The organism is Urbifossiella limnaea, from assembly GCF_007747215.1.
GTDB classification, from domain to species: domain Bacteria; phylum Planctomycetota; class Planctomycetia; order Gemmatales; family Gemmataceae; genus Urbifossiella; species Urbifossiella limnaea.
The window spans coordinates 3,515,232-3,539,708 of sequence record NZ_CP036273.1 but is presented as its reverse complement, the minus strand read 5'-3'; the positions used below and the strand labels follow the sequence as shown (position 1 = coordinate 3,539,708).

The 24,477-nt window shown below is 70.8% G+C and carries 23 protein-coding genes and 4 pseudogenes; 8 read left to right on the top strand and 19 right to left on the bottom strand.

From position 1 onward, the window contains the following. Positions 1-126 precede the first annotated feature (126 nt). A pseudogene (locus ETAA1_RS32885) lies at positions 127-504 on the bottom strand (nitrilase-related carbon-nitrogen hydrolase); the annotation flags it as partial. A gap of 177 nt (positions 505-681) precedes the next feature. Here ETAA1_RS32885 and ETAA1_RS14465 point away from each other — a divergent pair. Then, a complete protein-coding gene (locus ETAA1_RS14465; protein WP_145239495.1) occupies positions 682-1,017 on the top strand; it encodes a hypothetical protein in 336 nt (111 codons plus the stop codon). Then, entirely contained in the window at positions 986-1,543 is a 558-nt protein-coding gene (locus ETAA1_RS14460; protein WP_145239492.1) for a hypothetical protein, read from the top strand. Before ETAA1_RS14465 ends, ETAA1_RS14460 begins: the two co-directional genes overlap by 32 nt. A 27-nt stretch (positions 1,544-1,570) precedes the next feature. Here ETAA1_RS14460 and ETAA1_RS14455 read toward each other — a convergent pair whose 3' ends face one another. From ETAA1_RS14455 to ETAA1_RS14415, 9 genes are all read right to left on the bottom strand, one after another. Beyond that, complete coding sequence (locus ETAA1_RS14455) at positions 1,571-2,266, bottom strand: hypothetical protein (RefSeq protein ID WP_145239489.1); 696 nt, start codon at positions 2,264-2,266, stop codon at positions 1,571-1,573. A 184-nt stretch (positions 2,267-2,450) separates the two neighbouring features. Next, positions 2,451-3,350: a hypothetical protein gene (locus ETAA1_RS14450; RefSeq protein WP_145239486.1), complete on the bottom strand. Its 900-nt coding sequence runs from the start codon at positions 3,348-3,350 to the stop codon at positions 2,451-2,453. After that, a complete protein-coding gene (locus ETAA1_RS14445) occupies positions 3,347-4,039 on the bottom strand; it encodes a hypothetical protein (protein ID WP_145239483.1) in 693 nt (230 codons plus the stop codon). The genes ETAA1_RS14450 and ETAA1_RS14445 overlap by 4 nt, the downstream gene beginning before the upstream one ends. A 472-nt stretch (positions 4,040-4,511) precedes the next feature. Next, positions 4,512-5,096 (bottom strand): hypothetical protein, encoded by a 585-nt coding sequence (locus ETAA1_RS14440; protein ID WP_145239480.1) that lies wholly within the window; start codon positions 5,094-5,096, stop codon positions 4,512-4,514. A 306-nt stretch (positions 5,097-5,402) separates the two neighbouring features. Beyond that, positions 5,403-6,827, bottom strand: coding sequence for a helicase-related protein (locus tag ETAA1_RS14435; protein ID WP_202920891.1), 1,425 nt, complete (start codon positions 6,825-6,827; stop codon positions 5,403-5,405). Then, positions 6,827-7,765 (bottom strand): IS630 family transposase, encoded by a 939-nt coding sequence (locus ETAA1_RS14430; RefSeq protein ID WP_202920350.1) that lies wholly within the window; start codon positions 7,763-7,765, stop codon positions 6,827-6,829. Before ETAA1_RS14430 ends, ETAA1_RS14435 begins: the two co-directional genes overlap by 1 nt. Then, positions 7,704-8,717, bottom strand: coding sequence for a DEAD/DEAH box helicase (locus ETAA1_RS14425; RefSeq protein WP_145239473.1), 1,014 nt, complete (start codon positions 8,715-8,717; stop codon positions 7,704-7,706). Before ETAA1_RS14425 ends, ETAA1_RS14430 begins: the two co-directional genes overlap by 62 nt. Positions 8,718-8,964: 247 nt before the next feature. After that, positions 8,965-9,450 (bottom strand): hypothetical protein, encoded by a 486-nt coding sequence (locus ETAA1_RS14420; RefSeq protein WP_145239470.1) that lies wholly within the window; start codon positions 9,448-9,450, stop codon positions 8,965-8,967. Positions 9,451-9,609: 159 nt separating this feature from the next. Next, a complete protein-coding gene (locus ETAA1_RS14415; protein ID WP_145239467.1) occupies positions 9,610-11,475 on the bottom strand; it encodes a helicase-associated domain-containing protein in 1,866 nt (621 codons plus the stop codon). Between the two features lie 1,004 nt (positions 11,476-12,479). Here ETAA1_RS14415 and ETAA1_RS14410 point away from each other — a divergent pair. The 3 genes from ETAA1_RS14410 to istB are packed head-to-tail and all read left to right on the top strand — an operon-like array spanning position 12,480 to position 15,722. Further along, complete coding sequence (locus ETAA1_RS14410; RefSeq protein ID WP_145239464.1) at positions 12,480-13,397, top strand: ParB/RepB/Spo0J family partition protein; 918 nt, start codon at positions 12,480-12,482, stop codon at positions 13,395-13,397. Then, a complete protein-coding gene (istA, locus tag ETAA1_RS14405) occupies positions 13,394-14,974 on the top strand; it encodes an IS21 family transposase (RefSeq protein WP_145239462.1) in 1,581 nt (526 codons plus the stop codon). The genes ETAA1_RS14410 and istA overlap by 4 nt, the downstream gene beginning before the upstream one ends. Then, on the top strand, positions 14,913-15,722 hold the full coding sequence (gene istB, locus ETAA1_RS14400; RefSeq protein ID WP_202920421.1) for an IS21-like element helper ATPase IstB: 810 nt from the start codon (positions 14,913-14,915) through the stop codon (positions 15,720-15,722). Before istA ends, istB begins: the two co-directional genes overlap by 62 nt. Here the strand turns inward: istB and ETAA1_RS31915 are convergent. Both ETAA1_RS31915 and ETAA1_RS31910 read right to left on the bottom strand, forming a co-directional pair. Next, a complete protein-coding gene (locus ETAA1_RS31915; RefSeq protein ID WP_238389484.1) occupies positions 15,683-16,156 on the bottom strand; it encodes a PDDEXK nuclease domain-containing protein in 474 nt (157 codons plus the stop codon). The two genes, istB and ETAA1_RS31915, sit on opposite strands and share 40 nt — an antisense overlap. A gap of 39 nt (positions 16,157-16,195) precedes the next feature. Further along, on the bottom strand, positions 16,196-16,951 hold the full coding sequence (locus tag ETAA1_RS31910; RefSeq protein ID WP_202920890.1) for a DUF1016 N-terminal domain-containing protein: 756 nt from the start codon (positions 16,949-16,951) through the stop codon (positions 16,196-16,198). A 136-nt stretch (positions 16,952-17,087) separates the two neighbouring features. On the opposite strand from ETAA1_RS31910, the gene ETAA1_RS14390 reads away from it, so the two are divergent. Continuing rightward, on the top strand, positions 17,088-17,501 hold the full coding sequence (locus tag ETAA1_RS14390) for a DUF3024 domain-containing protein (RefSeq protein WP_202920889.1): 414 nt from the start codon (positions 17,088-17,090) through the stop codon (positions 17,499-17,501). Positions 17,502-18,011: 510 nt separating this feature from the next. Here the strand turns inward: ETAA1_RS14390 and ETAA1_RS14385 are convergent. From ETAA1_RS14385 to ETAA1_RS14370, 3 genes and pseudogenes are all read right to left on the bottom strand, one after another. Beyond that, positions 18,012-18,800, bottom strand: a complete 789-nt coding sequence (locus ETAA1_RS14385) for an MBL fold metallo-hydrolase (protein WP_390621249.1) — start codon at positions 18,798-18,800, stop codon at positions 18,012-18,014. A gap of 10 nt (positions 18,801-18,810) precedes the next feature. Further along, positions 18,811-19,979, bottom strand: a pseudogene (locus ETAA1_RS14380) (IS3 family transposase). Positions 19,980-20,039: 60 nt separating this feature from the next. Further along, positions 20,040-22,220: a recombinase family protein gene (locus tag ETAA1_RS14370; protein ID WP_145239449.1), complete on the bottom strand. Its 2,181-nt coding sequence runs from the start codon at positions 22,218-22,220 to the stop codon at positions 20,040-20,042. Here ETAA1_RS14370 and ETAA1_RS33455 point away from each other — a divergent pair. Then, positions 22,219-22,341 (top strand): hypothetical protein, encoded by a 123-nt coding sequence (locus ETAA1_RS33455; RefSeq protein WP_261342018.1) that lies wholly within the window; start codon positions 22,219-22,221, stop codon positions 22,339-22,341. The genes ETAA1_RS14370 and ETAA1_RS33455 overlap by 2 nt on opposite strands. 8 nt (positions 22,342-22,349) lie before the next feature. Here the strand turns inward: ETAA1_RS33455 and ETAA1_RS14365 are convergent. Beyond that, a pseudogene (locus ETAA1_RS14365) lies at positions 22,350-23,535 on the bottom strand (IS3 family transposase). 72 nt (positions 23,536-23,607) lie between these two features. On the opposite strand from ETAA1_RS14365, the gene ETAA1_RS14355 reads away from it, so the two are divergent. Continuing rightward, entirely contained in the window at positions 23,608-23,898 is a 291-nt protein-coding gene (locus ETAA1_RS14355) for a transposase (protein WP_202920888.1), read from the top strand. Here ETAA1_RS14355 and ETAA1_RS14350 read toward each other — a convergent pair. The 3 genes and pseudogenes from ETAA1_RS14350 to ETAA1_RS33830 form a co-directional block, all read right to left on the bottom strand. Then, positions 23,853-24,116: a hypothetical protein gene (locus ETAA1_RS14350; RefSeq protein WP_145239437.1), complete on the bottom strand. Its 264-nt coding sequence runs from the start codon at positions 24,114-24,116 to the stop codon at positions 23,853-23,855. The two genes, ETAA1_RS14355 and ETAA1_RS14350, sit on opposite strands and share 46 nt — an antisense overlap. 72 nt (positions 24,117-24,188) lie before the next feature. Continuing rightward, entirely contained in the window at positions 24,189-24,389 is a 201-nt protein-coding gene (locus ETAA1_RS14345; RefSeq protein ID WP_202920887.1) for a hypothetical protein, read from the bottom strand. Positions 24,390-24,419: 30 nt separating this feature from the next. Further along, a pseudogene (locus tag ETAA1_RS33830) lies at positions 24,420-24,473 on the bottom strand (hypothetical protein); the annotation flags it as partial. Between the last annotated feature and the right edge of the window lie 4 nt (positions 24,474-24,477).

The window sequence follows — 24,477 nt, the reverse complement described above, 5'->3', positions numbered from 1 at the left end:
AGGAGTAGCGACGGACCGGCAAACGACTTGCGCCAGTGGCCCGGCCGGCGGCGGGGCCGGTCTCGCCGGGACGGAACCCCTGGAGCACGCGCCGGCGTAGGTGGGACGCCCGCTCGTCAGGTCCATCAGCGGCGACCCGTCCGGGCCGAAGAACAGGGCGGTGCAGTAGAGCGTCGTGCCGGCCCGCTCGACCGCCCCGACGACCAGGTGGACGCCGAGCTCCCGGGCGACCGCCCCGATGGCGGCGGTGGCCGGGCCGGGCACCTCGACCGCGGCGTCGAATTACCGGCGGAACTCCTCGCGGCCCTCGGGCGAGCGGGAGCCTATCCGGGCGCCGAACCCGAGCCCCTTCGGGTAGCCGCCGACGAACGCCTCCGGGAACACCACCAGCCGCGCCCCACGGCCGGCCGCGTCGGCGGTGAGGGCGGCGAGCTTCTCCAGCGTGCGGGCGGTGTCGAACAGGACCGACCCGGCCTGGACCACAGCGACTCGGACGGTGGGCACGGCGGCCTCGCTCGGGACGATGACCTGGCGGGCACGACACACCCCGCCGGCCGGGCATGATGCCCGAGGCGAAGCCGGTCTTCCGCGCCCTCACCGGCCCGTTGCTCTGGCCCACCACCGCGGTCATCGCGGATAATGCGGGGGTTGCGTTACTGTAGTGCAACCCGGGGGGACGCCGTGGGCTGGGACCGCAAGAAGCGGGGCTCGGGGACCGGGTACTTCTACCTGAGCGTCCGCACCCCGGCGGGGGTCAGGAAGCTGTACTTCGGCCGCCGGACGGCCGGCCACCTCGCCGCCGCCGTGGTCGAGCAGCGGCGGCAGGCCCGACAGGCGGCGTGGAAGGTCATCCGGGAGGAGCGGGCGGCCACGGCCGAGGCCGACCGCCTGGCCGCCGAGCTGACCGCGGCGGCCGAGGCACTGTCCGCGGCCTGGCTGGTGCTGACCGGGCACGAACGCCGCCGCGGGGAATGGAGGAAGCGACGTGGCAAGGAAGCCGAAGGGCGGAACGCGTAAGTGGTCGATCGCCACCTGCCCGCACCACGCCCGGGAGATGATCAAGCTCCTGACCATCCACGCGAGCCACGGGCACCCCGAGGCGGTCGACAGCATCGCCCGCTGGCTGGAGAAGTTCCCGGCGCTGAGGCCCGAGGTGCGGGCGCTGGACGACCTGGCGGCCAAGGCCGAGGCCGCGTGGGTGGCGGCGGTCGGGTTCGGCGACCCCGTGGCCGAGCGGGCGGCCCGGGACGAGGCGGCGGCGATGAAGGCCGAGCTGCTGGGCGACGCCCCGTCGGCCCTGGACCGGGTGCTGGCGTCGGCCGTGGTGGTCGCCCGGCTCAGCCACGACCGGGCCACCCGGGTCGCCGCCCAGACGGCCGACCACCCGGGGGTGCGGGAGGCCCGGGAGCGGCTGCTAACGGCCGCCCAGAAGCGGCTGGTCGCGGCGGTGAAGGCGTGGCAGCTGCTCGCGGGGAAGAAGTCCCGGGGGATGACCCCGAGGGGGAAACTCAAGCTGTTCGAGCCGAGCGGGGCCGCTGCGTAGACCCTACCAGCCCCGGAGCGACGTGCGTCACGTCCTGGTTGTCGCCGGGCCAGTCGGGCCGGCGGGTGCGAGTTCGGCAGCGGCGACCGCCTGGACCCGCTCGACGGCCTTCGCCGCCCGCCCGACCACGACCTTCAACTCGTCCGACAGCTTCGCCCCGGCCGCGGCGCCGAACCGCCGCCACTTCTCGCACAGGGCGATGAGCGCGTGCAGCAGCTCGGGCCGGGCGTCCGGGATCTGCGGCCGGTTGCCCACGTGCTCCCGCCGGCCGTTGACCGCCTGGACCGCCCGCTCCAGCCGGGTCACCCCCCACCGCCCGCGGACCGCCTTCCGGGTCAGGGCGTCCCGCTTCTTCGCGTCGGCGACCGCCATCACCCGGGTCAGGTGGGTCGGGCCGAACCGCGCCGCGTGCCGCTCGACCAGCCCGCACAGCTCCTCGACCTGCTCACTGGTGTAGAGCCGCGACGCCTTCCACGCCTTGGCCAGGGTGTCGTGGTTCATCCCCTCGTCGGCCGCCGCCCGCTTGAGCAGCTCGGTCTTGTTCCCGTGGACGTAGCCGACTTGCTTCCGCCTTCGTGCGGCCCGTTTCTTCGTAACCGCCGGGGCCTCGTCATCCGTCGCTCCGACCCGGCCCCAGCTCGCCCGCCCGGTCTCCCAGAACGACCGGAGGGCGGCGACGGCCGTCGCCACCTGGTCCGGGCTCGCGGGCTTGTTGGTCGGCACGGGTCCACCGGGATAAGCACCGAGTCCCACTGCGGGCTCGTCCCCGGCGTCTTATGCCCGCGGCCGGCCCGCGGGTACACCTTGCCTGCGTCCCTGACCCTCGCGTCGTGGCGATCCCACCCCGACCAAGGGCCGGAGCGAGGGGCCGGCCCCGTCCGCCGCGCCGAACACGCCCTCGGAGCAGTCAGCCGCCGCCTTCGCCGTCGGCCTCGTCGGGCGGAACCAGGACAACGAACGTCCGCCCGTCCCCCCGGCGCGTGAGGATCAGCCCCAGCTCCCGGAGCTGGGCAAGCCCGCGCTTGACGGCGTCCGGGGGCAGCCCGCTCGCCACGGTCAGTTCCTCGCGGGTCGCCGCCAAGTACCGCACCCCGTTCTTCCCGCGGCGGATGAAGTCGCGGTGCCGGGCGGACGCGGAGCCCATCAGCCCGGCCAGCCAGACGTACAGGGCGAACGCCGGCCCGGTGCCGAGCCGCTGGGCCATCCACGGCGAGACGACCGCCGTCACCCCGGCCGGGTCGGGCCGGGCGGTCGGGAGGTCGTCGCCGCCGGGGCCGTCCGGGCACCACCCGCCGGCGGCGAGGTACGCGAGGAGCTGGTGGAACGGCTCGGCCGTCAGACGGTGCGGCGGGGCGTCCCCCGGGATCGGGTACTGCAACCGGACCCCGCCGGTGTCGACCGCCCCGTTGTGGATCACCACGCCGCCGCGGTAGCCGCCGAACGGGACCACCAGCCCGACCGGCCGGCCGCCGGCCTCGTCCCCGTGCCGGGCCAGCGCCTCCGCGTACAGGTCGGTCAGGAAAAGCCTGTCGGGCCGGCGGAACAGATCCGCCAGCTCGACCCGATCGCTGAGGCGGCCGACGTGCCGGGCGTCGAGGACGACCGGGAAGGTCGAGAACCGCCGCCGGAACCCGGCGAAGGTCAGCGTTCGGGTGTTGCACTCCCGCTCGTGTGCGTCCAGCAGTTCCCACTTCTTGTTGCTCAACCCGAACGACTCCAGCACCATCGCCACCCGGCTGTCCTCGAACTGGACTTGAGCCGGGGTGGCGTCGCCGTCGGGGCGAAGGCTGTTGCACCGAGTAATCACGTCCGCACCCCCCGGTCGTGCCGCGCCGCGAACGCGTCGATCAGGCTCGCGTAGAACTCGGCGGCCCGCGTTGTGAACCCGTCGGGCAGGTGCCCGTCGACCCCGTACACGGCCGCGTTCTCCTCCGCGTCGCGGCCGAACTGGAAGAGGGCGTCCCCCTCCAGCCGCCGGGCGATGCGCAACAGCTTGTTGGTGCCGATGTCGCGGGCCAGCACGTAGCAGAACAGCGGGCTGAGGTCGAGGTGGCCGCCGTCGGCGACGACGTTGATCTGGGCGAACTCGGGCTTCTGACCATGCGCCTGCTGGCGGACGGTGAGGTTCCGGCGGGCGGTCTCCTTCTCCCGCCTGAACTGACCCGCGATCTCCAGCCGGACCGTCGGCAGCGTGCCCTCGTAGAGGTCGAGCCGCCGGGCTTCCAGGAGGCGGTTGGGCTCGGGCACCTTCGGCGGGTAGCCCACCTGCGGGGCGTCCAGACACCACCGGACGTACCGGGCGGGGTCGAGCCCGCGGGCACCGGCGGCCGAGCGGAGCTTCCGCCAGACGCTGTGGTCGGGCGACCAGACGGCCGGGAGGACGTACCCGTTCCCGGCGGCAGGGATGATCCGCGTCAGCCGGTCGCGCTCGAACTGGTACACCCGCGCCAGGAACGCGGGGGTTGCCCCCGGATGCTTGATCGTCGTCGCCGGCATAAAGATACCTCAAAAGTGGTTTTTGGATTAACTCGGATCGCGTCACACAATGGGTCATCACTCGCCCGCTCGCAGCACCCGCCCGTCGGTGATGAAGTCGCACGTCACCAGGTTCTGCTTCCCGCCGTCGGACACGAGTCCGGGTCGGGGCACGGCCGGGTGTCGAGCCCGAGAGCCTGATCGGAGACGGAGTCGTCGGTCGGTGCGGACCCGGTCGCGTCGGTCATGACCATCGTCTCCGACAAAACAAGAAAAGGGCCTCGCTCCCGGCGGAGCCGGAGCCCAGTCAATTCTTGTCTCTGAATGGTGATCTCTGGTGGTAGCCTTCTGGGTAATCTCTCTTAGATGGACTGGCGTCGTACGCCACCCCCCTGACGTCGTACGCCACCCCCCTGGCGTACGACGCCACCCCCCTGGCGTATCACACCGCCCTCACAGTGCGATTTCGCCCAGTCACGATTCAGCGCCACCATCACCAATCCTCCTGCTTCCGCCCGGCCGCCTCGATACGCCGCTCGGCCGCCTCGTCCAGCTCGCCGACCACCCCCGGGTCGATCCGGTACAGCTTGGGCTTCCGCCGCCCCGGGTTGTAGTGCGTGATTAGGATTCCCTTCTTCACGAGCGACCGGACCCCCCAGCGGACCTCGGACGGGGTCAGCACCCGGACGTCCGCGGCCAGCTGCCTGTAGAACTTGTACAGCCACCACCGGTCCTGCCAGAACACTGTCACCTTCAACTTGCCCTTCTTGGTCGCGGCGAACCAGTACGCGATCTGGGCGAGGACCAGGTACTCGGCCTTGTTCGACCCGGTGACGCGCGCGACCCAGTCGGGGCCGAACGTGCCGGGCTGGCCGTCGCCGGCGGTCCGCTGGTACTTGCTCCCGACGAAGTCGGGGGGTGAGCCCGGGTCGAGGTACTCGCCGTCCGACTCGTCCTCGTCCTCCCCCTGGGTGAGCGAGTTGAACGTGGGCTCCTCACGCGGCGATAGGAACCGCGGCGCACCGGTGGCGCTGCCGTTCGGGGTGCCGGCGAGCAACGCCGGCAGGCAGCCGGCCAACCGCTTCGACGCCGGGGCGCGACCCCGTACGCCCTCCCCACGAGCGGGCGTGGGTCTTGATCCTAAAAGTGGTTTTGAAAACTGATCCCCCGTCGTCGTCGGGCTGGGCTCGTCGGCCGTACCGTTCTTGACCGCCCTCTTGGAAGCGCGTACACTCACGTCGTTTTCTCCTGGACGCCGGCCGAGCGCTGTCCGCAAAAACAGCTCGGCCGGCGTTCTTCGTATCTGGGTCCGAGCCGAACACCGTATCGCGTCCCACCCTATCGGGTCAACAGAGGCCGTTGACTTGTGCGAGACCGACCCGTGTCAGTCGTACCAGCCGTCCGCCTTCCACCGCCCGACCCGGTTCCACATCACCTTCTCCCAGGCCGGTCGTAACTCTGTCCGCCTGTCCCGCAGCAGGCGTTCGAACTCGGGGGTGAGCAGGACGCCCTCGGCCTTCAGGAGGGCGACGATGTCCTCCTGTTGAACGTCGGCCAGTGCGATCCGGCGGTTGCGCCCGGGAAACACGAGCCCCGGCCGGGCGGGGCCGCCCCACTTGTAGTGGGCGGCGTTGAACAACTGCATCCACAGCGACAGCCAGAGTGCGATCTTGTTGAAGTCGTGGGTGCCGTGGTGCATACGCACTTCGAGCAGCGGCACGCCGCCCCGGGCCTTGGTCAGGTTGACGGTGTGGTAGCGATTCCGGTAGGCCCGCACGAACCCGCCCAGGTCGAGCTGGTCGGGCTCGCCGAGGCCGCGGAGCGGCAGGCAGAATTCGTTCCCCGCACGGCGAGAATACCCGCCCCCGTGCAGGTCGAAGGGGTAGAGCCGCGACGGGGCGACGAGAGTGAACAGCCCGGGTTCTAGCCGCTGGACGAGCTTCACGAACCCGCGGTGCCGGTCGTCCGTGTCCAGCCGGGTCGCCAGCGCCAGGTGCAGCCCGGTGCGGTGGTTGACGCGCACCTCGCCGCCGCTCCCCTCAACCAGTTCGGTGATCGCCCGACACGCCCGCTGAAGTTCGTCGACCCCGCCCGCGTCCACGAGAATTGGGCTGACGACCTCCCAGCCCGCCGAGCCGTCGTACGTGACCCGCCAGGCGGTGAGCGGCCCGCCCTTGCCGGTCAGCGGCTCCGGGTGGACCGGGGCGGTGACGTGTCGGCCCAGGTGGTCGATCAGGCTCCGGGCGACCCGCCGCCATTCGGGTCCGACGTCGGGGACGTCATCCCGCGCCGTCAGCTCGATCTCGAACCCGAACGTCTGCCCCAGCGCGATCGTGATCGTCCCGAACCCGGGGATCACGTAGTTCTCGAACTTCGGGACGTCGGGCGGCTCGGTGTGGCGGGCCGGGGGGTGGTACGTACGCGGCCTCGCTTCCCGAGCCAGCGACGGGTAGACCGTGCCGGCCCGCACCACCTCGCCGCCGAACCGGGTGATGTTGTCGGCGAAGTCCACCACCAGGAAGGTGTCCTTGCCCGGGGCCATTCGGGCACCCCGGCCGACCATCTGAACCCACCGCCGGAGGCTGCGGGTGGGGCGGGTGAGCAGCACGGCGTCGACCGGCGGGTGGTCGAAGCCCTCGGTCAGTTGGTCCACGTTCACCAGGACGTTCACCGCGTCGGTCCTGAACAGCCGCTCGGCCTCTTCCTGCTCGCGGACGGACTGTTGCGAGTGGACGGCCCTGGCCGGCACACCCGACTCGGACAGCCGCCGGGCGAGTTCCTGGGCGAGGGGGATGTTGGCGGCGAACACTAAGCAGCCGGCCGTAGTTGTTTCCCAGGTTCTGGGCGGAGCTTTTGGGCATATGAGTTGAAGCCCTGCTCGACGGCCGCCCGCAGATCGGACCGGGTGGCGTAACTGCGGGTCGGGATCTCGTGGTGCTTGACCTGCTTGAACACGGCCTCGATCCGGTTCAACTCGGGGCTGTACGCCGGCAGGTAGTACAGGTAGACCCCCGACTTCGCCAGCTCGGGCCGGGCGGCCTTGACCACCTTGCTGGTGTGGATCGGGGCGTTGTCCAGAACCACCACCCGGGGTCGCCCGACCGCGGGCCTCCCCCGCAGGTAGGCCACGAGGTCGTCCGACGTGAGCGTCCGCTCGAACGGCACGGCATCCAAGCGGGGGGCCGGGCCGAGCGGCTCGTAGGTGGCCAGGACGTTGACCCGCCGACCTTGGGGGTACTCGTACCGGACCCGCTTCCGCTGGCCCGGCAGGCACCACGAGTACCCACCGGGCAGCGACGGGGCGAACCCGCACTGGTCGAGATAGTCCAGGACCAGCCGGCCCTCCCGGGCCTTCCGTTGCAGGCCGCCCAGGACGGCCGCCGCCCGGGCGACCTTGGGCCGGTTCTGCTTGTGCTCCAGGGTCGAGGCCGTCCGCCGGTACCCGGCCCGCAGTCGGGCGAGGTACCGACGGACCTGACGGGCACGGAGCCGGATCCCGTTGGGGCGGAGGGCGTCGGCCAGTTGGGCCGCCGTCCACGTCCGGTCCTGGCCGAGCAGGTCGGTCAGCCGGGCGGCCACCTGATCCCGGCGGGCGTAGTTGGGGGCCGGCCCGGGCTTGCCGGGGTAGAGGGCCGGCACCCCCCGGGCGTTGAACCCGTGGATCACGGCCCGGGCGGTCTGCGGGTCACACCCGAGGTGCCGGGCGATCCGGGGCGGGGACCACCCGGCGTCGGACAGCAGGACCATCTCCAGCCGATCCCGTACCCGGGGCGGGAGGGGGTCCCGCCGGAGAGCCTGCAACTCGGACTGCGTCGCAACGGTGAGGTGAACGCGGATCATGAAACATGGTACGCAATCGGGGCCAACTGCTTAGGATGCTCTTGGCCCGGCCGGTCGTCAGTAGTTCGACCACCTTGCCCACGACCAGAGCGTTCCGGCCGCCGTCGGCCGCCAGCACCCGGAGCGAATCGGAGGTGAACTCATCGCGCCGCACGTCCGGGGTCCAGACCACCCCGGTTTCCACATGCTCGAACTCGGGGGTGGCCAGCACCGTCCCGAAAAAGTCCTCGGGCGTCTTCCGGTAGATCACTTCGGCCCAGTTCGACGCCATTGGCGTCGCACTCAGGCCGAGGATCGGCACCTGCCTCCGGTACACCTCGCGGAAGGACCGCCCGATCGACTTGTGGAACGCCCAGTGGACCTCGTCCCAGACCACCGCCGGGTTCGCGGCGGGGGAGATCGTGTCCGGGAGCCGGTGCCGCCGGCGGTGCCAGGACTGCAACGTCGTGAACACCAGGCCGCCGCGAAGCAGCCGCCCAGGACACCGCTTGCTGTCGAGCCACCGGACCCGGCCGGCGTACTCGGGGAAGTAGCGGGCGAACTCGCCGGCGGCCTGCCGCAACAGCCGCCGGCTCTTGCACACCCAAAGGACCGTCTGCCCGGCCTCCATCAGACAGGCGGCGACAGCGACGCCGACCCAGGTCTTGCCGGTGCCGGTGGGCAACTCGACCACTTTGACTTTGTTGCGGTCCCGGATGCCGGCGAAGTACGCCCGGACGGCATCTTTCTGGTAATCTCGCAGCGGCATCCGAGACAGTGTCGCCTCGACCGCTTCGGGGGTGATGGTCGGACCTCGTCGAGATCCACTGGCAGTCGATGGAGACGCTAACCTCTGGTCAGCTTGGACCGGCATGTACATTCCTTCAGACACCCCTACTCTGCAAGCTCGGAACGCCAACCTGAGATGGGTGTCCTGGCTTTTCGGCACGTCGGGCCTCCCTTGGGGGGAGGCCCTCAGAGGCGTTTTCGCCCCTGCTTCATTGCGGATTCGCACTCGTCTGCTCGTTACCCCTTCCGGCCCGCCCGCGGCGACCGGAGTACGCCCTGTGCGTTCTGTGATTGCCCGACAAGCCGGGGGCAGAAAATCCGCCCCCGGCCGAGTCCTTCTACTCGTCCGCGTCGACCGGGATCGGACGCCGGTCGACGACGTCGAACCGATACCGGGTCTGCGGCTCGCCGCCCTCGAATCGGCGGCGGGCCTTCTGCAACTGGAGCGTGATGAGCGCGTCCTCGGTCTCGGCCACGACGGTCTCCCCCGCGTGGTTCGACAGCACGACGCCCGTCCCCCGGACCCGCCCGTCGGCCGTGTCCTGGTCCGCGACCGGGATCCACACCTTCGTGAGCCCGAGTTTGGCCACCCGGGCGGCCCAGTCGTCGGTCCGGTCCCACGCGGCCGGGTACGCCGCCCCCAGGAGCGCCAACCCCCGTCGGACCGGATCGTCCTCCGACAGCCGCGTCACCCGGTTCGCCAGGAACCCCTCGAACCCGCTCACCATCAAGATCCCGCCCACCTCCCTGGCCCACTCGGGGAACGACGGGTGCCGGGCCGCCTCGTCCGGCGGCCGGCCGGCGGCCTTCCACTTCTCCACCATCCCGCGCAGCTCTCCGGCGATCCGGTCGCGGTTCCGCGGCAGGGGCTTCGAGTCGCTTGTGAACTGGGAAGAATTGCAGCGACTAATCGCTGACGGTTGACAGCCAGACGAGGGGAACGGCACGCTGCAAAGCCGGCATCCGGGTTCCACCCCAGGCCCTCACCCGGGCGGGACCGGCCAGACGAAACCGAGCCGCCAGGCCACCTTCCGTACCGCGTCCAGATCGGACTCACGGACCACCACGAACCTGTCCCCGGCCCGAAGGCACATCCCCTTCAATCGCCGGTCGGACGCCAGCTCGGCCGCTATGTGTTCGTCGGCACACGCAATCAGCCGGGCCGGCCCGGCGTCGACCAGCCGGCCGGCCTTGGCCCGCAGGTCGGCCAGAAAGGTGGTGACCGTGCGGGGCACTTCCCCCGCCGCCCGCGACGCCAGGAACTGCTCCAGCTCGTCCACGCTCCCGCCCTTCTCGACCACCCCGAGGATCTTCTCGGCCGACAGCTTCCACACCCCCTCGGACGCCGGGTCGGCAAACCGCCCCAGGGTCAGCCGGTCGGCCGCCGGGAGCGGGCCGGCGGCGACCACGTCCCGGTTGGCCAGCACCCGCAGCACCCCGGTCCGGGCCGGGGCCGCCGGACGGTATGCGTCGGTGGTCCCAAGCAGCCACGCCCCGAGCGGGTTGACCCGCAGGCACAAGAGCCCGTCGTACCGGGACAGGCACTCGAACTCGTCCGCCCCCCACCGGCCGTGGAAGTCGTGCCGTACCCCCTGCGGCGGAACGTAGGCCACGTCGACCACTCCGAGGGTGGCGGCGGACTCGAACAGGAAGGCCAGCACGAACCGCCCCTGAAGCTGCTCCCAGGCGTGCTCGTCGTCGTACCCCAGGTTCCCGTAGTAGTGCTCGGCGATGTACAGCGCGTGGGCCGCGTTGGCGACCACGAACTCCCGCCCCGTCGCCCGCAAGAGCCGGAAGAAGTCCTCCACGGTGAACCACCGCCCGGCCGGGCAGGCGGCCAGGGCGTCGGCCACCAGCTTCCGCCTCCCGGCGGCGGCACTCATCCGTGCCCGGCCCTGCCCCTTGATCGCGTCCACCCGGGCGAACTCGTCGAACTGCCGGGTCTTCAGCCAGGCCGCCCAGAGCTTGCGCAGCACGTCCGCGGGCGGGGCGGTCAGGGCCTTCTTTCCGGCCGCGGTGAGTTTCAGAGCGTCCCCGCTCTTCTCGGCCAGCCCGCCGGCCTGCACCAGCACCGGCCAGGCGAACGCCTTGATCGAGATGTCCGCGGCCGGGTCGTACCTGGACTCGGAGGCGTCGTCCGGGGCGTAGAAGTCGCCGCCGGCCAGTACCCCGGCCACCGCCTGCCGGGCGGCCTCGGTCGGGATCAGCTTCTTGTCCGTCACCCGGAGCCTGCCGGCGTCGACGAGCCGGAGCACCGCCCGGACGTCGGCCTCCGCCTCGGACGCCGTCTCCCGCACCCGGACCGGCTCCTCCTTCTCCTCCTTGACGCTGCCCCGGTCGTGCCAGACCTGCTCGTACAGGATGTGGGTCGCCGGTGGGGCGTCGACGGTCGGGACGGCGAACGCGTCGGGCGGCGGGACGAACCCGCGGAGGATGTCCCGGGTGTCCGTCGGCAGGTAGTCGAACCGGGGGAAGAACAGCCGCAGCGGGGTCGGCGGTCGCTGCGACCGTCCGTACCCGTACGCCCGGCCCCGGGGAGCCGGGCCGGGCTCGTCGAACCGCGGCGGCTCGCCGAACCACGCCCGGAATTTCTCCCGGTCGAGCCGCCCGTTGGCGTCGGCCGCGGCCACCCGGACGGCGTCCCGCGACAGCGGGTCGAGGCCGTCGTACAGCTCGCGGACCCGGGCCTCGTTCGTCATCACCCGGGCCAGGAGCGGGACGATGTCGCTCTTCTTCGTCGGCGGGTCGGCGGCGACCAGCTCGGCCAGCGGCCGGAGGTCGTCGAGGGTCAGCTTCCCGAACGCCTCGCGGGCGGTCAGGGCCTCGTAGTCGGTTTTGCCCCACGCCATCGGACACCCCCCGTCACGAACCGCCGGCCCCCCGGGTCTCCAGGGCGTGCTTGGTGGCCAGGATTGTCGGCAGCGGCTTAAGACCGGGCCATTTTCGCGGTGTGGCCCGGGCCAGGGCGCGCGCGGCTGATCGCGGTGTGGCCCGAGCCAGGGCGCGGGAGTGGGCGTGTCGTTCGCGGGGACGGGTGGGCCGGGCGGTGTGGTAGTCTGGAAGCACTTCGTGATGTGAACTGGATCCACCCGCAAGAAGTCGCCTCGGAGCCAGGCGTCAACCTGGCTCCGAGACTTGACCGTCGGGGACAAGCCTCCCTGAAGGCCCGTGTCATTTCACTGTTCGACACCGCTTCGGCCAGAGCCGGGGCGTCGTTCTCGGGTTCGCCGGTGCCTGCTCAAGGGGTGCGAGCAGGCGTTTGTGCCGTCGCGTCCGCAGTCGCGGTACTGCCGCGAGGCGTGTGCGCGGTCGGCGCAGCAGTGGCGGCGGTGGCGGGCCAGTCGTCGGTATCGGGTGAGCGAGTCGGGTCGGGAGCGGCGGCGGGCGCAGCACGTTCGGTATCGTCTGCGACGACAGGAGCGAGCGGCGGCGATGGAACCTGCCGTTGTTGCGACGGCGACCACGGCGGCGTGCGAGGGCCAGCGCCCGGCGGAAATCCCCGAAGATTTCGCGGCGTGCTCGTGTCATCGGCCGGGGTGCCACGTGGAGTTCGCGGTCCGGTCCGAGGGTTCGAGCCGTCGCTTCTGCAGTGTGGCGTGCCGGCTGGCGTTACGTCGCGTCCTGGATCGGGAATCGCGCTGGCGCTGGCGTCGCCGGCGTGGGCGGCCGCGTCGAGTGACGGGGCGTTGGCACTCGCCGGACACGTCGTGAGTCACGTCTTTGGCCCTGGAGTCGGCTTCACAGCGCGTCTACAGTCCCACGACCCCACGGAGGAAGGAGCGGACGCGTCGGAAGACCCTTCCGTCCGTCCGCTTCCGTTCTTCGGGCGGGGTCGTTCGGGGAGGGTCCGCGCATGGACTGGGAGCACGGCGTGGTGCGGCCGGTGCCGCTCGACCGACTGGGTCAACGCTACCGCCGCTACCGCCTGGCCGATCCGCTCGCGGAAGAGGCGATGGCCGGTTCGCTGCGTCGCTGGGGGCAGTTGTCGCCGGTCGTGGCGTGCGTCCGCGGCGACGGCCTGGAGTTGCTCGACGGCTTCAAGCGCCTGGCGGCGGCGCGGCAGGTGGCGGGATCGACGAGTCTGAGCGTGCGGGTGGTGGAGCTGGACGAGCCGCTGGCGAAGGCGGCGATCCTGGGCCTGAACCGCGGCCAGCGTGCGGCGCGGGAGCTGGAGGAAGCGTGGGTCGTGCAGGGGCTCGTCCGCGACGACGGGTTGACGCAGGTCGAAGCGGCGCACCTGCTGGGTCAGCACAAGAGCTGGGTGTGCCGGCGGCTGGCGTTGCTGGAGCGGCTGAGCGAAGCGGTGGTGGAGGACCTGCGGCTGGGGCTGCTCGGCCCGGCGCTGGCGCGGCAGCTGGTGCGGTTGCCCGCGGGCAACCAGGAGGCGGTGCTGGCGTTGACCCGCCGTGCGTCGCTGACGGCGCAGGAAGTCGGCGGCGTGATCGACCTGCTTCGCGGCGCGAGTCCGGAGCAGGCGGCGTTCGTGCTGGCGAAGCCGCGGGAGGCGTTGCGGCAGGTGAACGGCGTGCCGACGGCGCTGCGCGACCCGCGGCTGAGCCGGGCCGGCAACTGGCTCGTCAAGCACCTGACCCAGGCCGCGGACGTGCTGACCCGTCTGGAGCAGTGGCTCGTCTCGCCGGGCGAACGCGAACTGGCCGACCGCGATCGTCGGATCGTGGAGCCGGTGCTGGTGCAACTGGGGGATCAGGCGAGCCGCGTGGCGGAACGGGTGCTCGGTCCGGCAGTGCTGCGGGAAGGGAGGCGGCCATGAACGAGGCCACGCGGCTGGAGATCGTGCAGCGGCATCAGCAGGGCGCGTCGGCGCGGTCGATCGCGCGTTCGCTGGGGATCTCACGCGGCACCGTCGATCGCGTGCTGGCCCGGATCGAAGCCGCCCGCACGGGCTCGACCGGTCCCGGCGATCCGCCGCCGCGTCGCGGCAGTCGCCTCGACGCGTACGAGCCGATCCTGAAGGAACTGCTCGACCGCTACCCGAACCTGACCGTGGAACGCGCCCTGCAGGAGTTGCGGGCACGCGGCTTCGCGGGCGGGTACACGATCGTCCGCCTGCGGGTGAAGCGACTCCGTCCGCGGGCCACGCCGCCACCCGTGCCGCGCTTCGAGACGGGACCGGGCGACCAGGCCCAGATGGACCACGGCGTCTACGACCTCGACTTCACCCGCGAAGGCCGCCGCCGCGTCTACCTGTTCAGCTACCTGCTCGGCTACTCCCGCCGCCAGTACCTCCGCTTCGTCGAGTCGACGGACCTGCCGACCACGCTCCGCGAGCACGTCAACGCCTTCCGCCACCTGGGCGGCGTGGCGCGGACGTGCCTGTACGACAACTTCAAGGCGGTGGTGTTGCGGCACGACGCCGAGGGGCCGCTGTACAACCCGAAGTTCCTGGCCTTCGCCACCCACTACGGCTTCCGACCCCGGGCGTGCCGCGTGCGACGGCCCCAGACCAAGGGGAAGGTCGAGAGGAAGTTCCACTACGTCGAGGTCAACCTGCTCAACGGCCGCACCTTCGACTCGCTCGATCACCTCAACGAGGTGACGGCCCGGTGGCTGGCGACGGTCGCCGATGTTCACACGATTCGCGACTTCCGGGAGACGCCACGCGACCGCCACGAGCGCGAACGGCCGCACCTGCTGCCGCTCCCCACCCGCGACTTCGACACCGCTCTCGTGGTCTATCGCCACGTCAACGTCGAGGGCTTCCTCACGCACCGATTGAACCACTACTCGGTGCCGTGGTCGTTCATCGGCCAGGTCCTGCCGGTCCGCATCGCCGACGGCGAGGTCATCGTCTACTCGGTCGGTCTGGAGGAGGTCGCCCGCCACCCCCTGGTGCCGGCCACACGCAGCGGCGTGCGGCAGTCGATCAAGAGCCATCATCCGACCGGCGATCCCGAGGAGCGGACGCGGCTGTTGCGACAACGCTTCGCGGACCTCGGCCCGGTCGGCACCGCGTTCCTCGACGGCCTGCTCGCCCGGCAGATCCAGGGCAAGTTGCAGGCCCAGCACCTGCTCGCCCTGGCCGCGCAGTACACGCGGGACGACGTGCGTGCCGCCCTCGACCGCGCCGTCCGCTTCGGCGCCTTCTCGCTCGCCGCCGTCCGCCGCATCCTCGCCGCCCGGGCTCGACCCCGGCCCCGGCTCGACGAACTCGCCGAACTCCACCGCGATTCGCTCGATCCCACCCTGCGCGACGATGTCATCGGGCCGCGGTCCACCCGCGACTATCAACACCTGCTCGCGTCCGACGAGCCCGAGGAACCCGGCGATGACACCCCGCCCGAAGACCGCCCCGAACACGACGCCGGCCGCGACCCCGGGCCGGCGTGACCAGATCCTCGCCGACTTCGCGACCCTGCGCATCCCCGTGACCGCCGAGCAACTCGACGCGGCCTTGCAGCAGGCGCAGGATGCCGGCCTCGCGCACCTCGACTTCCTGCACCGCTTGCTCGCCGACCAGGCCGGACTCCGCCGCGAGCGTCGCATCGAGCGACTCGTCCAGCAGGCCCGCTTCCGCGAAGCCCTGCCGCTGTCCACCTTCGACTGGACCTTCAACCCCGCCATCCCCCGCGTGCAGATCGAGGCCCTGGCCCAGGGCGACTTCATCCGCCGCAACCAGAACGTCGTCTTCGTCGGGCAGTCCGGCCTGGGGAAGAGTCGGCTCATCCAGAGCATCGGCCTGGCCGCGTGCCTGCTCGAACAGGCGGTGTACTACACCACCAGCGGCGACCTCCTCGAAGACCTCACCGCCGCGATGGCCGATCAGACCATCCACGACCGCGTCCGCTTCTACGCCCGCTTCCCGCTGTTGATCATCGACGAGTTCGGCTTCGACCGCATCGAACGCAGCCTCTGCCCGCAGGCGGCGAGCCTGTGGTACAAGATCATCGACGCCCGCAGCCAGCAGCGTTCCACCGCCCTGATCACCAACATCGACTTCGGCGACTGGGCCGAATACCTCGGCGACGCGCCGCTGGCGATGGCGTTGCTGGACCGCGTCGTCGACGGCGCGACCATCGTGAAGCTGAAGGGCCAGTCCTACCGCGTCCACCGCCCCGACAAGCCCGCCGCGAAATGACCGTCCGCTCGCTCCGCCCGGCAACTCCGACTGGCCCGCCTCCGACCGCGAAAGTGGCCCTGTTTCAAACCGCGATCGACAGCCAGGATCTCCCGCCGCAGGGTGGCCTCGTCCGGGAGCACCGTCCTGTAGGTGGACGCGAACACCCGGGCGTTGATCCCGCCCATCGCGTAGTGGACCACCGCGTCGTCCTTGTCGCTGCACAGGATCAGCCCGACCGGGTCGGCCTCCCCGGCCACGACCAGGTGCTCCCTCGCGTAGTTCAGGTACAGGTTCATCTGCCCGGCGTCGGCGTGGGTGAACGCCCCGAGCTTCAGGTCGATCACCACCAGGCACCGGAGTACCCGGTGGAACAGCAGCAGGTCGATCTTGTACCACGAGTCCCCGACCCGGACCCGCTTCTGCCGGGCGACGAACGTGAACCCGGTCCCCAGCTCCAGCAGGAACGCCTCCAGGTGGCGGACGATCGCCTCCTACAGGTCGCTCTCGGCGTACTCGTCCTTGAGGTCGAGGAACTCCAGCACGTACGGGTCGCGGATCGCCTCGGCCGGGGTGACCACGTCCGCCGGGTCGCCCGCCCGTCCCCGGGCCAGCACGGCGGCCTTGTTCTTGGCCGCCCCGGTCCGCTCGAACAGGAGCGTCGAGACCTGCCGGTCGAGCTGGCGGACCGACCACCCGCCCTTGATCGCCTCGTCCTCGTAGAACCACCGGGCGAAGTCGTCCCGGACGGCCATCAGCCGGACGTAGTGGGACCACGGCAGCGGGAACGCGTCCAGCAGCGTGGCCGCCGGGTCGAGCGGGACCGCGGGCACCGGGGAGGTGCCCGGGGCCAATTCCGCAGACACCGTCTGCGCTTTTCCGGCCGGGGGTGATTCAGGCAGCTCGCAGCGGACCCGCACCTGGGACTTGCCGGACGGCGTCTGGCCGAACTGCCAGCCCAGGTAGAACGCCCGCATTTGCTCCAGGTTCCGGCGGGAGAACCCGCGGCCGAACCGGGCCACCAGGTCGGCGGTCAGCCGCTTGAGGAGTTCCTCCCCGTACCCGGCCTTCCGCCGGCCGCCCTGCTCGCGCTCGACGACGTGCCGGCCGACCTGCCAGTAGCTCGCCGCGAGGACGGCGTTGACGGTGCGGGCGGCCGACCGCCGGCCCTGCTCCAGCACCGCCGAGACGCGGGCGAGCAGGTCGGGGTAGTCGGCCTCGGCGGCAGGCTTGGCGGGCTTGCGGGGCATCAACGGTTCCGGGCGACGACGGAGAGCGAGCCGCAGTGCAGCCGGTCGCCATTCTACCGACGGCGGCGTGAACCGCGGGATCGCCGGTGGTAGGCTGGGGACAGAGGCCCGCGCACCCGGATCACGGAGATAAGCCGTGGCGAAGCAGAAGAAGACCTGGGTGTACTCCCCGGGCCTCGACCCGCGGGCCAGGGCGTCGGACGCCCTCAAGGCCGAGGTCGAGCGGAAGGCGAACGAGCTGATCGGGACGGCCCTGACGCCGAAGTACGTGCAGCCGCCGCCGCAGAACCCGAAGTTCAACTACGTGACCGGGCTCTCGACGAAGTGGCACGGCCGGTACTTCTACTTCGTGGCCACCTACGCCTGCCCGTTCCCCGACGCCGCGTCGCCTACGTTCGAGGTGAACTTCGCCCGGCTGGAGCACACCACCGTGGGGCGGTTCAACCTGGCGTACCTGCGGCACACCGGGAAGTGGCACCAGCTGTTCGCCGGGCTGACGCTGGACGAGTGCCTGAAGTCGGTCCGCGACGACCCGTGGTTCCAGCCGTGAGCCCGGCCCCCGCACCCGTCACATTGATCACACCCGCCACACCCAGCACGCGTGGGGGCCATGAAGTCGGGCGGTGTGGCGTACCGTTCTGTACCGTCGATGTACCGAATAACCCCCTCCGTACCGTCTCAAGCCGCCCTTCCCTGCCCTCCTTCGCCTGTGCTTGCCATCCCATCAGAGGGGATGTAAAGTGCTTGTGGAACACGGCTTCTTTGCCAATCTGACGGCTGTTCTGCTGAATGCTTCGGGACCAAGAGGTCGCAGGTTCGAATCCTGTCAGCCCGACTTGTAAGTGTCTTGGGGATAAGGGTTTGCGACGACGAGTTTGGTGCAAATCCCCAGTGTAAAAGTTGGTGTAAGCGGCGGTGTAAAATCCCCGCCCCAAAGTGACCGAGCAAGACACCACGAAACCCCACCCGATCGGATCGGGTGGGGTTTTCGCTTGGCGGGGCCGAACACCGACCGCCGGGGCCGTATCGACCGCCCTTCCCTCCGCCACGACGCACGCCTTCAGACTTCCCCGCTCCGCATCTCGTCGGCCAGCCGCAGGACTTCGGCCCGCATCTCGTCGGCAGGTAAACGCACCCGCTGGCCGTGGCCGGGCAGCACCCACTCGAAGCGGTAATCCGCCAGCCGCCGCATGGAATCCGCCTGCTGCGGCCACGAGTACCAGCAGTAGTTCTCGGAGGCCGCAAGGCGCTGTTTGTCCCGGTCCCAATCCAGGTGGTCGCCGGTGAACAGGAAGCGGTCCTGGACCAGCAAGGCGCAGTGGCCCTCCGTGTGGCCCGGCGTCGGGATGGCGAGGAAGCCGGGGGCCAACGCCCACGGCCCGCCGCCGTCGAGGACGACTTCCGCACCCGGCTGCGAGGACAACTCGGCCCGGTGGATGACCCGGTGGGCGTGGAAGTGGGCGGCGAAGCGGTCGGCGTCGGCCACGTCGTCCCGGTGCGTCAGGAAGAAGTGGGCGACCCCGCCCAGCGCCTCCAGCCGCCGCACCAGCGGGGCGACGAACTTCGGGGCGTCGATCAGCCAGTTGCCTGCGGCGTGCCGGACGAAGTAGCTGTTGCCGCCGTATGACTTCGGGGAGTAGTACCCGCAGTAGTACACCGGCTCCTCAATGACGTGCGGGAAGTCGTCCGTCACGGCCTTCACGTCGTCGTCGCCGAGGCAGCCGATGGACCCGGTGGGACACGCCAGCAATGCCTGCAACGCAACTCGCCGCTCGGCCCTGGCGGTGGGCTGGGCCTTCACGAAGGACGTGCCGACGGCCTCGCCGAACTGATCTTCCCGAAGAAAAATGGAGTCGAAGTTAACGGTGGGTCTGGTGGTACGTCCGCTCGAACTCCTCGGGGGACACGGACCCCAGGGAGGAGTGGCGGCGGACGCGGTTGTAGAACACTTCCAGGTACTCGAGGATCACGGCCTGGGCGTCCTCCCGGGTGGCGAACATCGTGCCCGGCGCGATCCCGACCTCGCACTTCAGCCGGCCGAAGAAGCTCTCGACCGGGGCGTTATCCCAACACTGCCCCACCCCGCTCATGCTGCACACGATCCCGGCCCCGGTGAGGACGCGTTGGTAGTGCTCGCTCGCGTACTGGCTCCCGCGGTCCGAGTGCGCGAGCAGCCCGACCCCGGGACGGCGGCGGGCCAACGCCAACTCCAGGGCGTCCACGACCAGCCGGCTCTCCATCGTCGCCGCCATGCTCCACCCCACGATCATCCGGCTGAACAGGTCCTCGACGACGGCCAGGTACACCCACCCCTCGCGGGTCGGGACGTAGGTGATGTCGGCCGACCAGGCGGCGTTCGGGCGGGCCGGCGTGAAGTCCCGGTCGAGTCGGTTGTCGGCGACCGGGTGGGCGTGCCCCGAGTCCGTCGTCCGCACGAACCGACGCGGCGTTCTCGCCCGGATTTCGTGGGCCGTCATGAGCTTGGCCACGGTGTTCTCCGAGCACGCCTGACCCCGGGCGTTCAACTCGGCGGTCATGCGCGGGCTGCCGTACCGCTCCCTCACCTCGGCGTGGACCTCCCGGATCGCCGCGACCAGCTCCCGCCGCCGCTGCTCGGCCGCGCTGTCGGCCCGTGACGCCCAGGCGTAGTACCCGCTGGCCGACACCTCCAGGGCGTCGCACATCCACCCGACCGGCCACTCGGCGGCGTGGTCGGCGACGAACCGGAACGTCAGGTCGGCGGGTTGGCGAAGTACGCGGCGGCCTTTTTTAACAAGTCCCGCTCGGCACGAAGTCGTGCGTTCTCGGCGCGGAGTTGGCGGAGCTCCTCGTCGGCCGGGGACGGGTTGCCGTGCCCCGGGAAGGCGGCGTCGCCGCGACCCCGGTGGGCCTTCCGCCACTCGTGGAGGACGTTCTCGCTGACCCCGAGGCGGCGTGCGGCCTCGGCGACGGAGAGCTTCTGGTCGGTGATCATCTTTACCGCGCGGAGCTTGAACTCGGCGGTGTACGTCGCACGCAGTCGGGCCATCGGTGTACTCCTCCTCGGAGCATACACCGTTAACTTCGACTCCACGAAACTTGGGGAGGGTCAGTTCCCTCCACTCTGCGAATGCGTTGTCGCACCCCTCGGACCCGGTCGCCTCGCCGGTACGGTCAGATCTGGCGAGGGCGTCCGCCGGCCGTGGTGCTTGATCTCGAACGCACGCAGTCGGCGGAGTCGCTTGAGTTCCGCCGCGTCGGCCCACACGATCCACCTCCCATTCTCGCCCCGCAACTGTCGCGCGTGTAGCCACCCCGACCACCGCCACCGGTGCACCACGATCGGCTTCACACCCAGACGCTTCGCCAACTCCGGCAGCCAGCACTCGTCGACCCCCGGCAGGTCGCTCGCGTCCCGCACTCCCGGTGGGACGCCCGTCTGCCCGAACCGGGCCAACAACTGACGCACCCGGTCACCGGTGAACCCGTCACCGCGCGCCACCCGGTGCCCCTCGCGGTTGAGCACCTCGGCGATTGCATCCGCGGTATGACCGTCGCCCCGCAGCTCCAGGATGCGCTCGCGGAGCTGCGCCAACCCGCCGAGCGCTCGGTAGGCCCGCAGCCCTTGGCGGATCTCGTGTCGCGTCACCAACCCGCCACGCCAGTGGACCGTCACATCGGCCCGTTCCGTCTCGCCGTGCCGCGCCAACTCTACACGCTCGATCAGGAGCCGGACGACGGCCCGCCGGTCGCCCCCGGTCGTCGTTCGGCTGTGCCACAGCCCCGGCAGGTCGGCCGCCAGCGCCACGATCCGCTCCCGGTCGGCGGCGCTGAGGTGCCGCGGCCGCTCGGCCTGGAACCGGGCGTAGTCCTCCGCCAGCCGTTGCTGCTCGACCAGCTTTGCCTCCCACTGCCGCTCCAGCGCCCGGGCCACCAGCCGGTTCTCCGGGTCCACCGCGTCGTACTGCCGCCGCGCCCGGTCCGCCTCGTACCCGGCCCGCTCCAGCCGCTGCTTCCAGTGGGCGTGCAGCCGCTCCCGGTCCTGCTCGGCCCGCTCGGTCGCCCGCAGGCTCAGCTCCAGCGACGCCGGCTCGACCGCCTTGAGGACCGACTCGACCAGCCGGTCCGGGTACGCGGCCACCAGGCTCTGGCACCGCGGCCCGCCGTACTCCCGGAACTCCCAGTCGCAGGCGTACCGCGGGTTGGCCGACGCCCGCGCGTTCCGCGCCCCCATCGCCCGGCCGCACCGGCCGCACCGCACGATCCCGTTGAGGAGCGTCGGCGCCCGACCCGTGGCCTGCTTCGACCCACCCCCGCGATCGTTCGCCGACGACCGACGCCGGGTCTCCTCGTACTGCTCCCACGAGATGTACGCCGGCACCTTGTCCCGGAGCAGGCACACCCACTCCTCGGGCGGGGCGTTGCGGCGTCCGCCCTTCGGCCGGGTCGGCCCGCGCCGGGTCGGGTCGAGCGGGCTGCGACCGTAGGCGTAGGCTCCCGCGTAGAACGGGTGCCGGAGCATCTCGTAGAGGGCGCTGCGCCGGGGCCGGTGCCACACCAGCCGCCCCTTGCCCGGTCCCTTGTACACCCGCAGCCCGAGCTGGATGTTGTTCGCCACGAGGTACGCGTGCGTCTTCGTCAGCGACCCGAGTTCGGCGTACTTAGCGAACACCAGCGACACCACCCCGCGGACCTGCTCATCCGGGTCCAGGGCGATGCCGCCGTCGGGCGACCGCACGTACCCGACCGGCACGCAGGTGAACAGCTCGCCCCGGCGGGCCTTGTTCAGCTTGCCCTGATGCATCCGGGCCTTGAGGACATGAAGTTCGGCCTCGGACATCATGCCGCGCAGCCCGAGCAGGAGGCGGTCCGACGGGTCGGTCGGGTCGTACACCCCGTCGGCGTCGGCGATCAGCACCTGGAACAGGGCGCACAGCTCCAGCAACTGGTGCCAGTCCCGGCACGACCGGGACAGCCGGCTCACCTCCCGGCCGAACACGACCCCGACGTGGCCGAGCGACACCTCGGCCAGTAGCCGCTGGAACCCCGGCCGGTTCTCGACGGAGGAGCCGCTGATCCCCTGATCGTCGTCGATCACCAGCACGCGGTCCTCGCCCAAACCCAGGGTGACAGCCCGCTGTCGCAGTTGGTACTGCAAGTCGGTCGACTCGCGGTTGCAGGCGACCTGTTGCGGGCTGGACTGGCGGACGTAGACGACGGCCAGCCGGTCGAGGTGCCGGGGGCGGAGCTTGTGGCCGAACGGGGAGGCCGGAGGGTTACCGCCGCTCATGCGTCCCCTCCTGGGGCGAGTCGGCGACGGCGATCCGCTCGGCGAGCATCCGGCCGAGGTGCCGGAGCAACTCCTCCTGCTGGTGGGTCGGCAGATCCTGCCACCGGGGCTCGGCTGGTGACGGGGGCGTCAAGCGCGGGGGGGTGTGGGGGCGGGGCGGTCGAACATGGTGCGGCTCCTCCGGTGCGGGCGCGGTACTCCTGGCAGAAGCGGGCCAACTCGAGCAAGGCCCACGGGCACGCGATCACCGCTGTTGTATCCGGCCTGACAACGGGTGTGTCGAGCGCCGGTCGTTGTCCGCTCCGTCTTCACGCTCGCGAAGAAGCTCTCCATCGGCGCGTTGTCCCAGCAGTTCCCCCGCCGGCTCATGCTGCACGTGATCCGCCCCTCCGAGAGCCGACGCCGGTAGTGCTCGCTGGCGTACTGACTGCCGCGGTCCGAGTGGGCCACCGGGGCCGAGACCGAAGACCCCGGGAGACGGTCGGCCACCGCCATCTCCAGCGCGTCCACGACCAACCGGCTGGTCATCGTCGCGTCCATCGACCAGCCGACCACCGCGCGGCTGAACAAGTCCTCGACCACGGCCAGGTACAACCACCCCTCCCGGGTCGGGATGTACGTCACGTCCGCGACCCACGCGGCGTTCGGCTCGTCCGGGTCGAACGCCCGGTCCAACACGTTCCCGGCCACCGGCAGCGCGTGGTTGGAGTCCGTCGTCTGGCGGAACTGCCGCTTCGTCTTCGCGGCGATCCCGGCCTCGCGCATGACCCGGGCGACCGTGTTCACGCAGCACGGCGTACCTCGCGCGACCAGCTCGGCATGGACCCGCGGGCTGCCGTACCGGCCCTTCACCTCGGCGTGGATGGCCGCGACCTGCTCGGCCAGCTCCGCGCGCTTCTTCTCGGCGGCACTCGGCTCCCGCGACCGCCAGGCGTAGAAGCCCGAGCGGGACACCCCCAGGACGCGGCACTGCACCGCGACCGGCCACTGCTCGCGGCGTTCCTCGATCCAGGCGAAGGTCACTTCATCTGGGTGACGAAGAACGCCGTGGCTTTTTTAGGATGTCGCGCTCCATCTCCAGTCGCTTGACATCGGCCCGGAGGCGGCGGAGTTCCTCCTCGACGGGGGTGAGGTGTCCCGACCCCGGGAAGGCGTCGGCCCCCTTCTGGAGGACCGCCTTCTTCCAGTCGTGGAGCCGGTTCTCGGTGACCCCGAGGCGGCGGGCGACCTCGGCCACGGACAGCTTCTGCTCGGTGATCATCCTCACGGCCTGGAGCTGGAACTCCGGCGTGTAGACCTTGCGGGAACCGGCCATCGGTGTGTCTCCTCGTGATGAGAGCTTACACCGCTTTCCCGCTGTCCACGATCAGTGGGGAACTTCAAAGAAGTGTTCGTCCTCGTCTGGGACAACGCCGCGTGGCACGTCAGCAAGCGGGTGCGGGGGTGGGTCGAGCGACACAACCGGCGGGTGCGGCGGAGCAAGACCGGGTGTCGGATCCGGGTCTGCCGGCTGCCGGTCAAGGGCCCGTGGCTCAACCCGATCGAGCCGAAGTGGGTCCACGGCAAGCGGGCCATCGTCGAGCCGGATCGGAGGTTGACGGCGGACGAGGTTCGGCAGCGGGCGTGCGACTACTACGGGTGCAAGCCCCATCCGCTGTTGGCAAAGCCAGCGACCTGATCCGGCACTAGGATCTGGTGGATGATCGGCAGGAACGGCCCGAGCTCGGGCTTCGCCCGCGCGGCCTTGCCTTGAAACCCCGGCGGCTCCTCGTGGGCCAGGATCTTCTTGAGCGTCTGCCAGTGGATCTCGTACTCGACGCACGCCTGCCGCTTGCTGATCTCGCCGGTCAGTACCCGGCGGCGAATCTCGACCCAGATCTCCATGTTCTTGAGCACTCCTGCCTCCAGCCGTTCGGGGGTGAACCACGGGCGTGATCCCCACCGTAGGGCGGAGGCTGAACAGGAGCGCTACACTTCTCGATCGGCGGCCCGGCCGCCGACAGGCGCTGCACTTCTCGGTCGGCGTTTACAGTCGAGTTCGCCGGCTCGAAAATGCATCTCGCCCATCAAGATGAGGCCGGACGGGTCGTCCAACTCGGCCGCGCGTTCGGCCAGTACCTGCGCCGCCTTCGGGTCGGCGCGAACGCCGTCACCGGCGAGGTACACCATAACGGCGACCGCGGCCGACCGGCCGTGGCCCATCGCGGCGGCCTGCTTCCAACAGTCGAGGGCTTTGGGGATGTCGTGATCGACGCCC

Excerpts from the sequence above, each read along its gene's own strand:
- ETAA1_RS14445 (WP_145239483.1), bottom strand. The coding sequence starts at position 4,039 with ATGCCGGCGACGACGATCAAGCATCCGGGGGCAACCCCCGCGTTCCTG.
- ETAA1_RS14430 (WP_202920350.1), bottom strand. The coding sequence starts at position 7,765 with ATGGTCCTGCTGTCCGACGCCGGGTGGTCCCCGCCCCGGATCGCCCGG.
- ETAA1_RS14425 (WP_145239473.1), bottom strand. The coding sequence starts at position 8,717 with ATGTACATGCCGGTCCAAGCTGACCAGAGGTTAGCGTCTCCATCGACT.
- ETAA1_RS14420 (WP_145239470.1), bottom strand. The coding sequence starts at position 9,450 with ATGGTGGAGAAGTGGAAGGCCGCCGGCCGGCCGCCGGACGAGGCGGCC.
- ETAA1_RS14415 (WP_145239467.1), bottom strand. The coding sequence starts at position 11,475 with ATGGCGTGGGGCAAAACCGACTACGAGGCCCTGACCGCCCGCGAGGCG.
- ETAA1_RS14410 (WP_145239464.1), top strand. The coding sequence starts at position 12,480 with ATGGACTGGGAGCACGGCGTGGTGCGGCCGGTGCCGCTCGACCGACTG.
- istA (WP_145239462.1), top strand. The coding sequence starts at position 13,394 with ATGAACGAGGCCACGCGGCTGGAGATCGTGCAGCGGCATCAGCAGGGC.
- istB (WP_202920421.1), top strand. The coding sequence starts at position 14,913 with ATGACACCCCGCCCGAAGACCGCCCCGAACACGACGCCGGCCGCGACC.
- ETAA1_RS31910 (WP_202920890.1), bottom strand. The coding sequence starts at position 16,951 with ATGCCCCGCAAGCCCGCCAAGCCTGCCGCCGAGGCCGACTACCCCGAC.
- ETAA1_RS33455 (WP_261342018.1), top strand. The coding sequence starts at position 22,219 with ATGCGTCCCCTCCTGGGGCGAGTCGGCGACGGCGATCCGCTCGGCGAG.
- ETAA1_RS14370 (WP_145239449.1), bottom strand. The coding sequence starts at position 22,220 with ATGAGCGGCGGTAACCCTCCGGCCTCCCCGTTCGGCCACAAGCTCCGC.
- ETAA1_RS14345 (WP_202920887.1), bottom strand. The coding sequence starts at position 24,389 with ATGGTGTACCTCGCCGGTGACGGCGTTCGCGCCGACCCGAAGGCGGCG.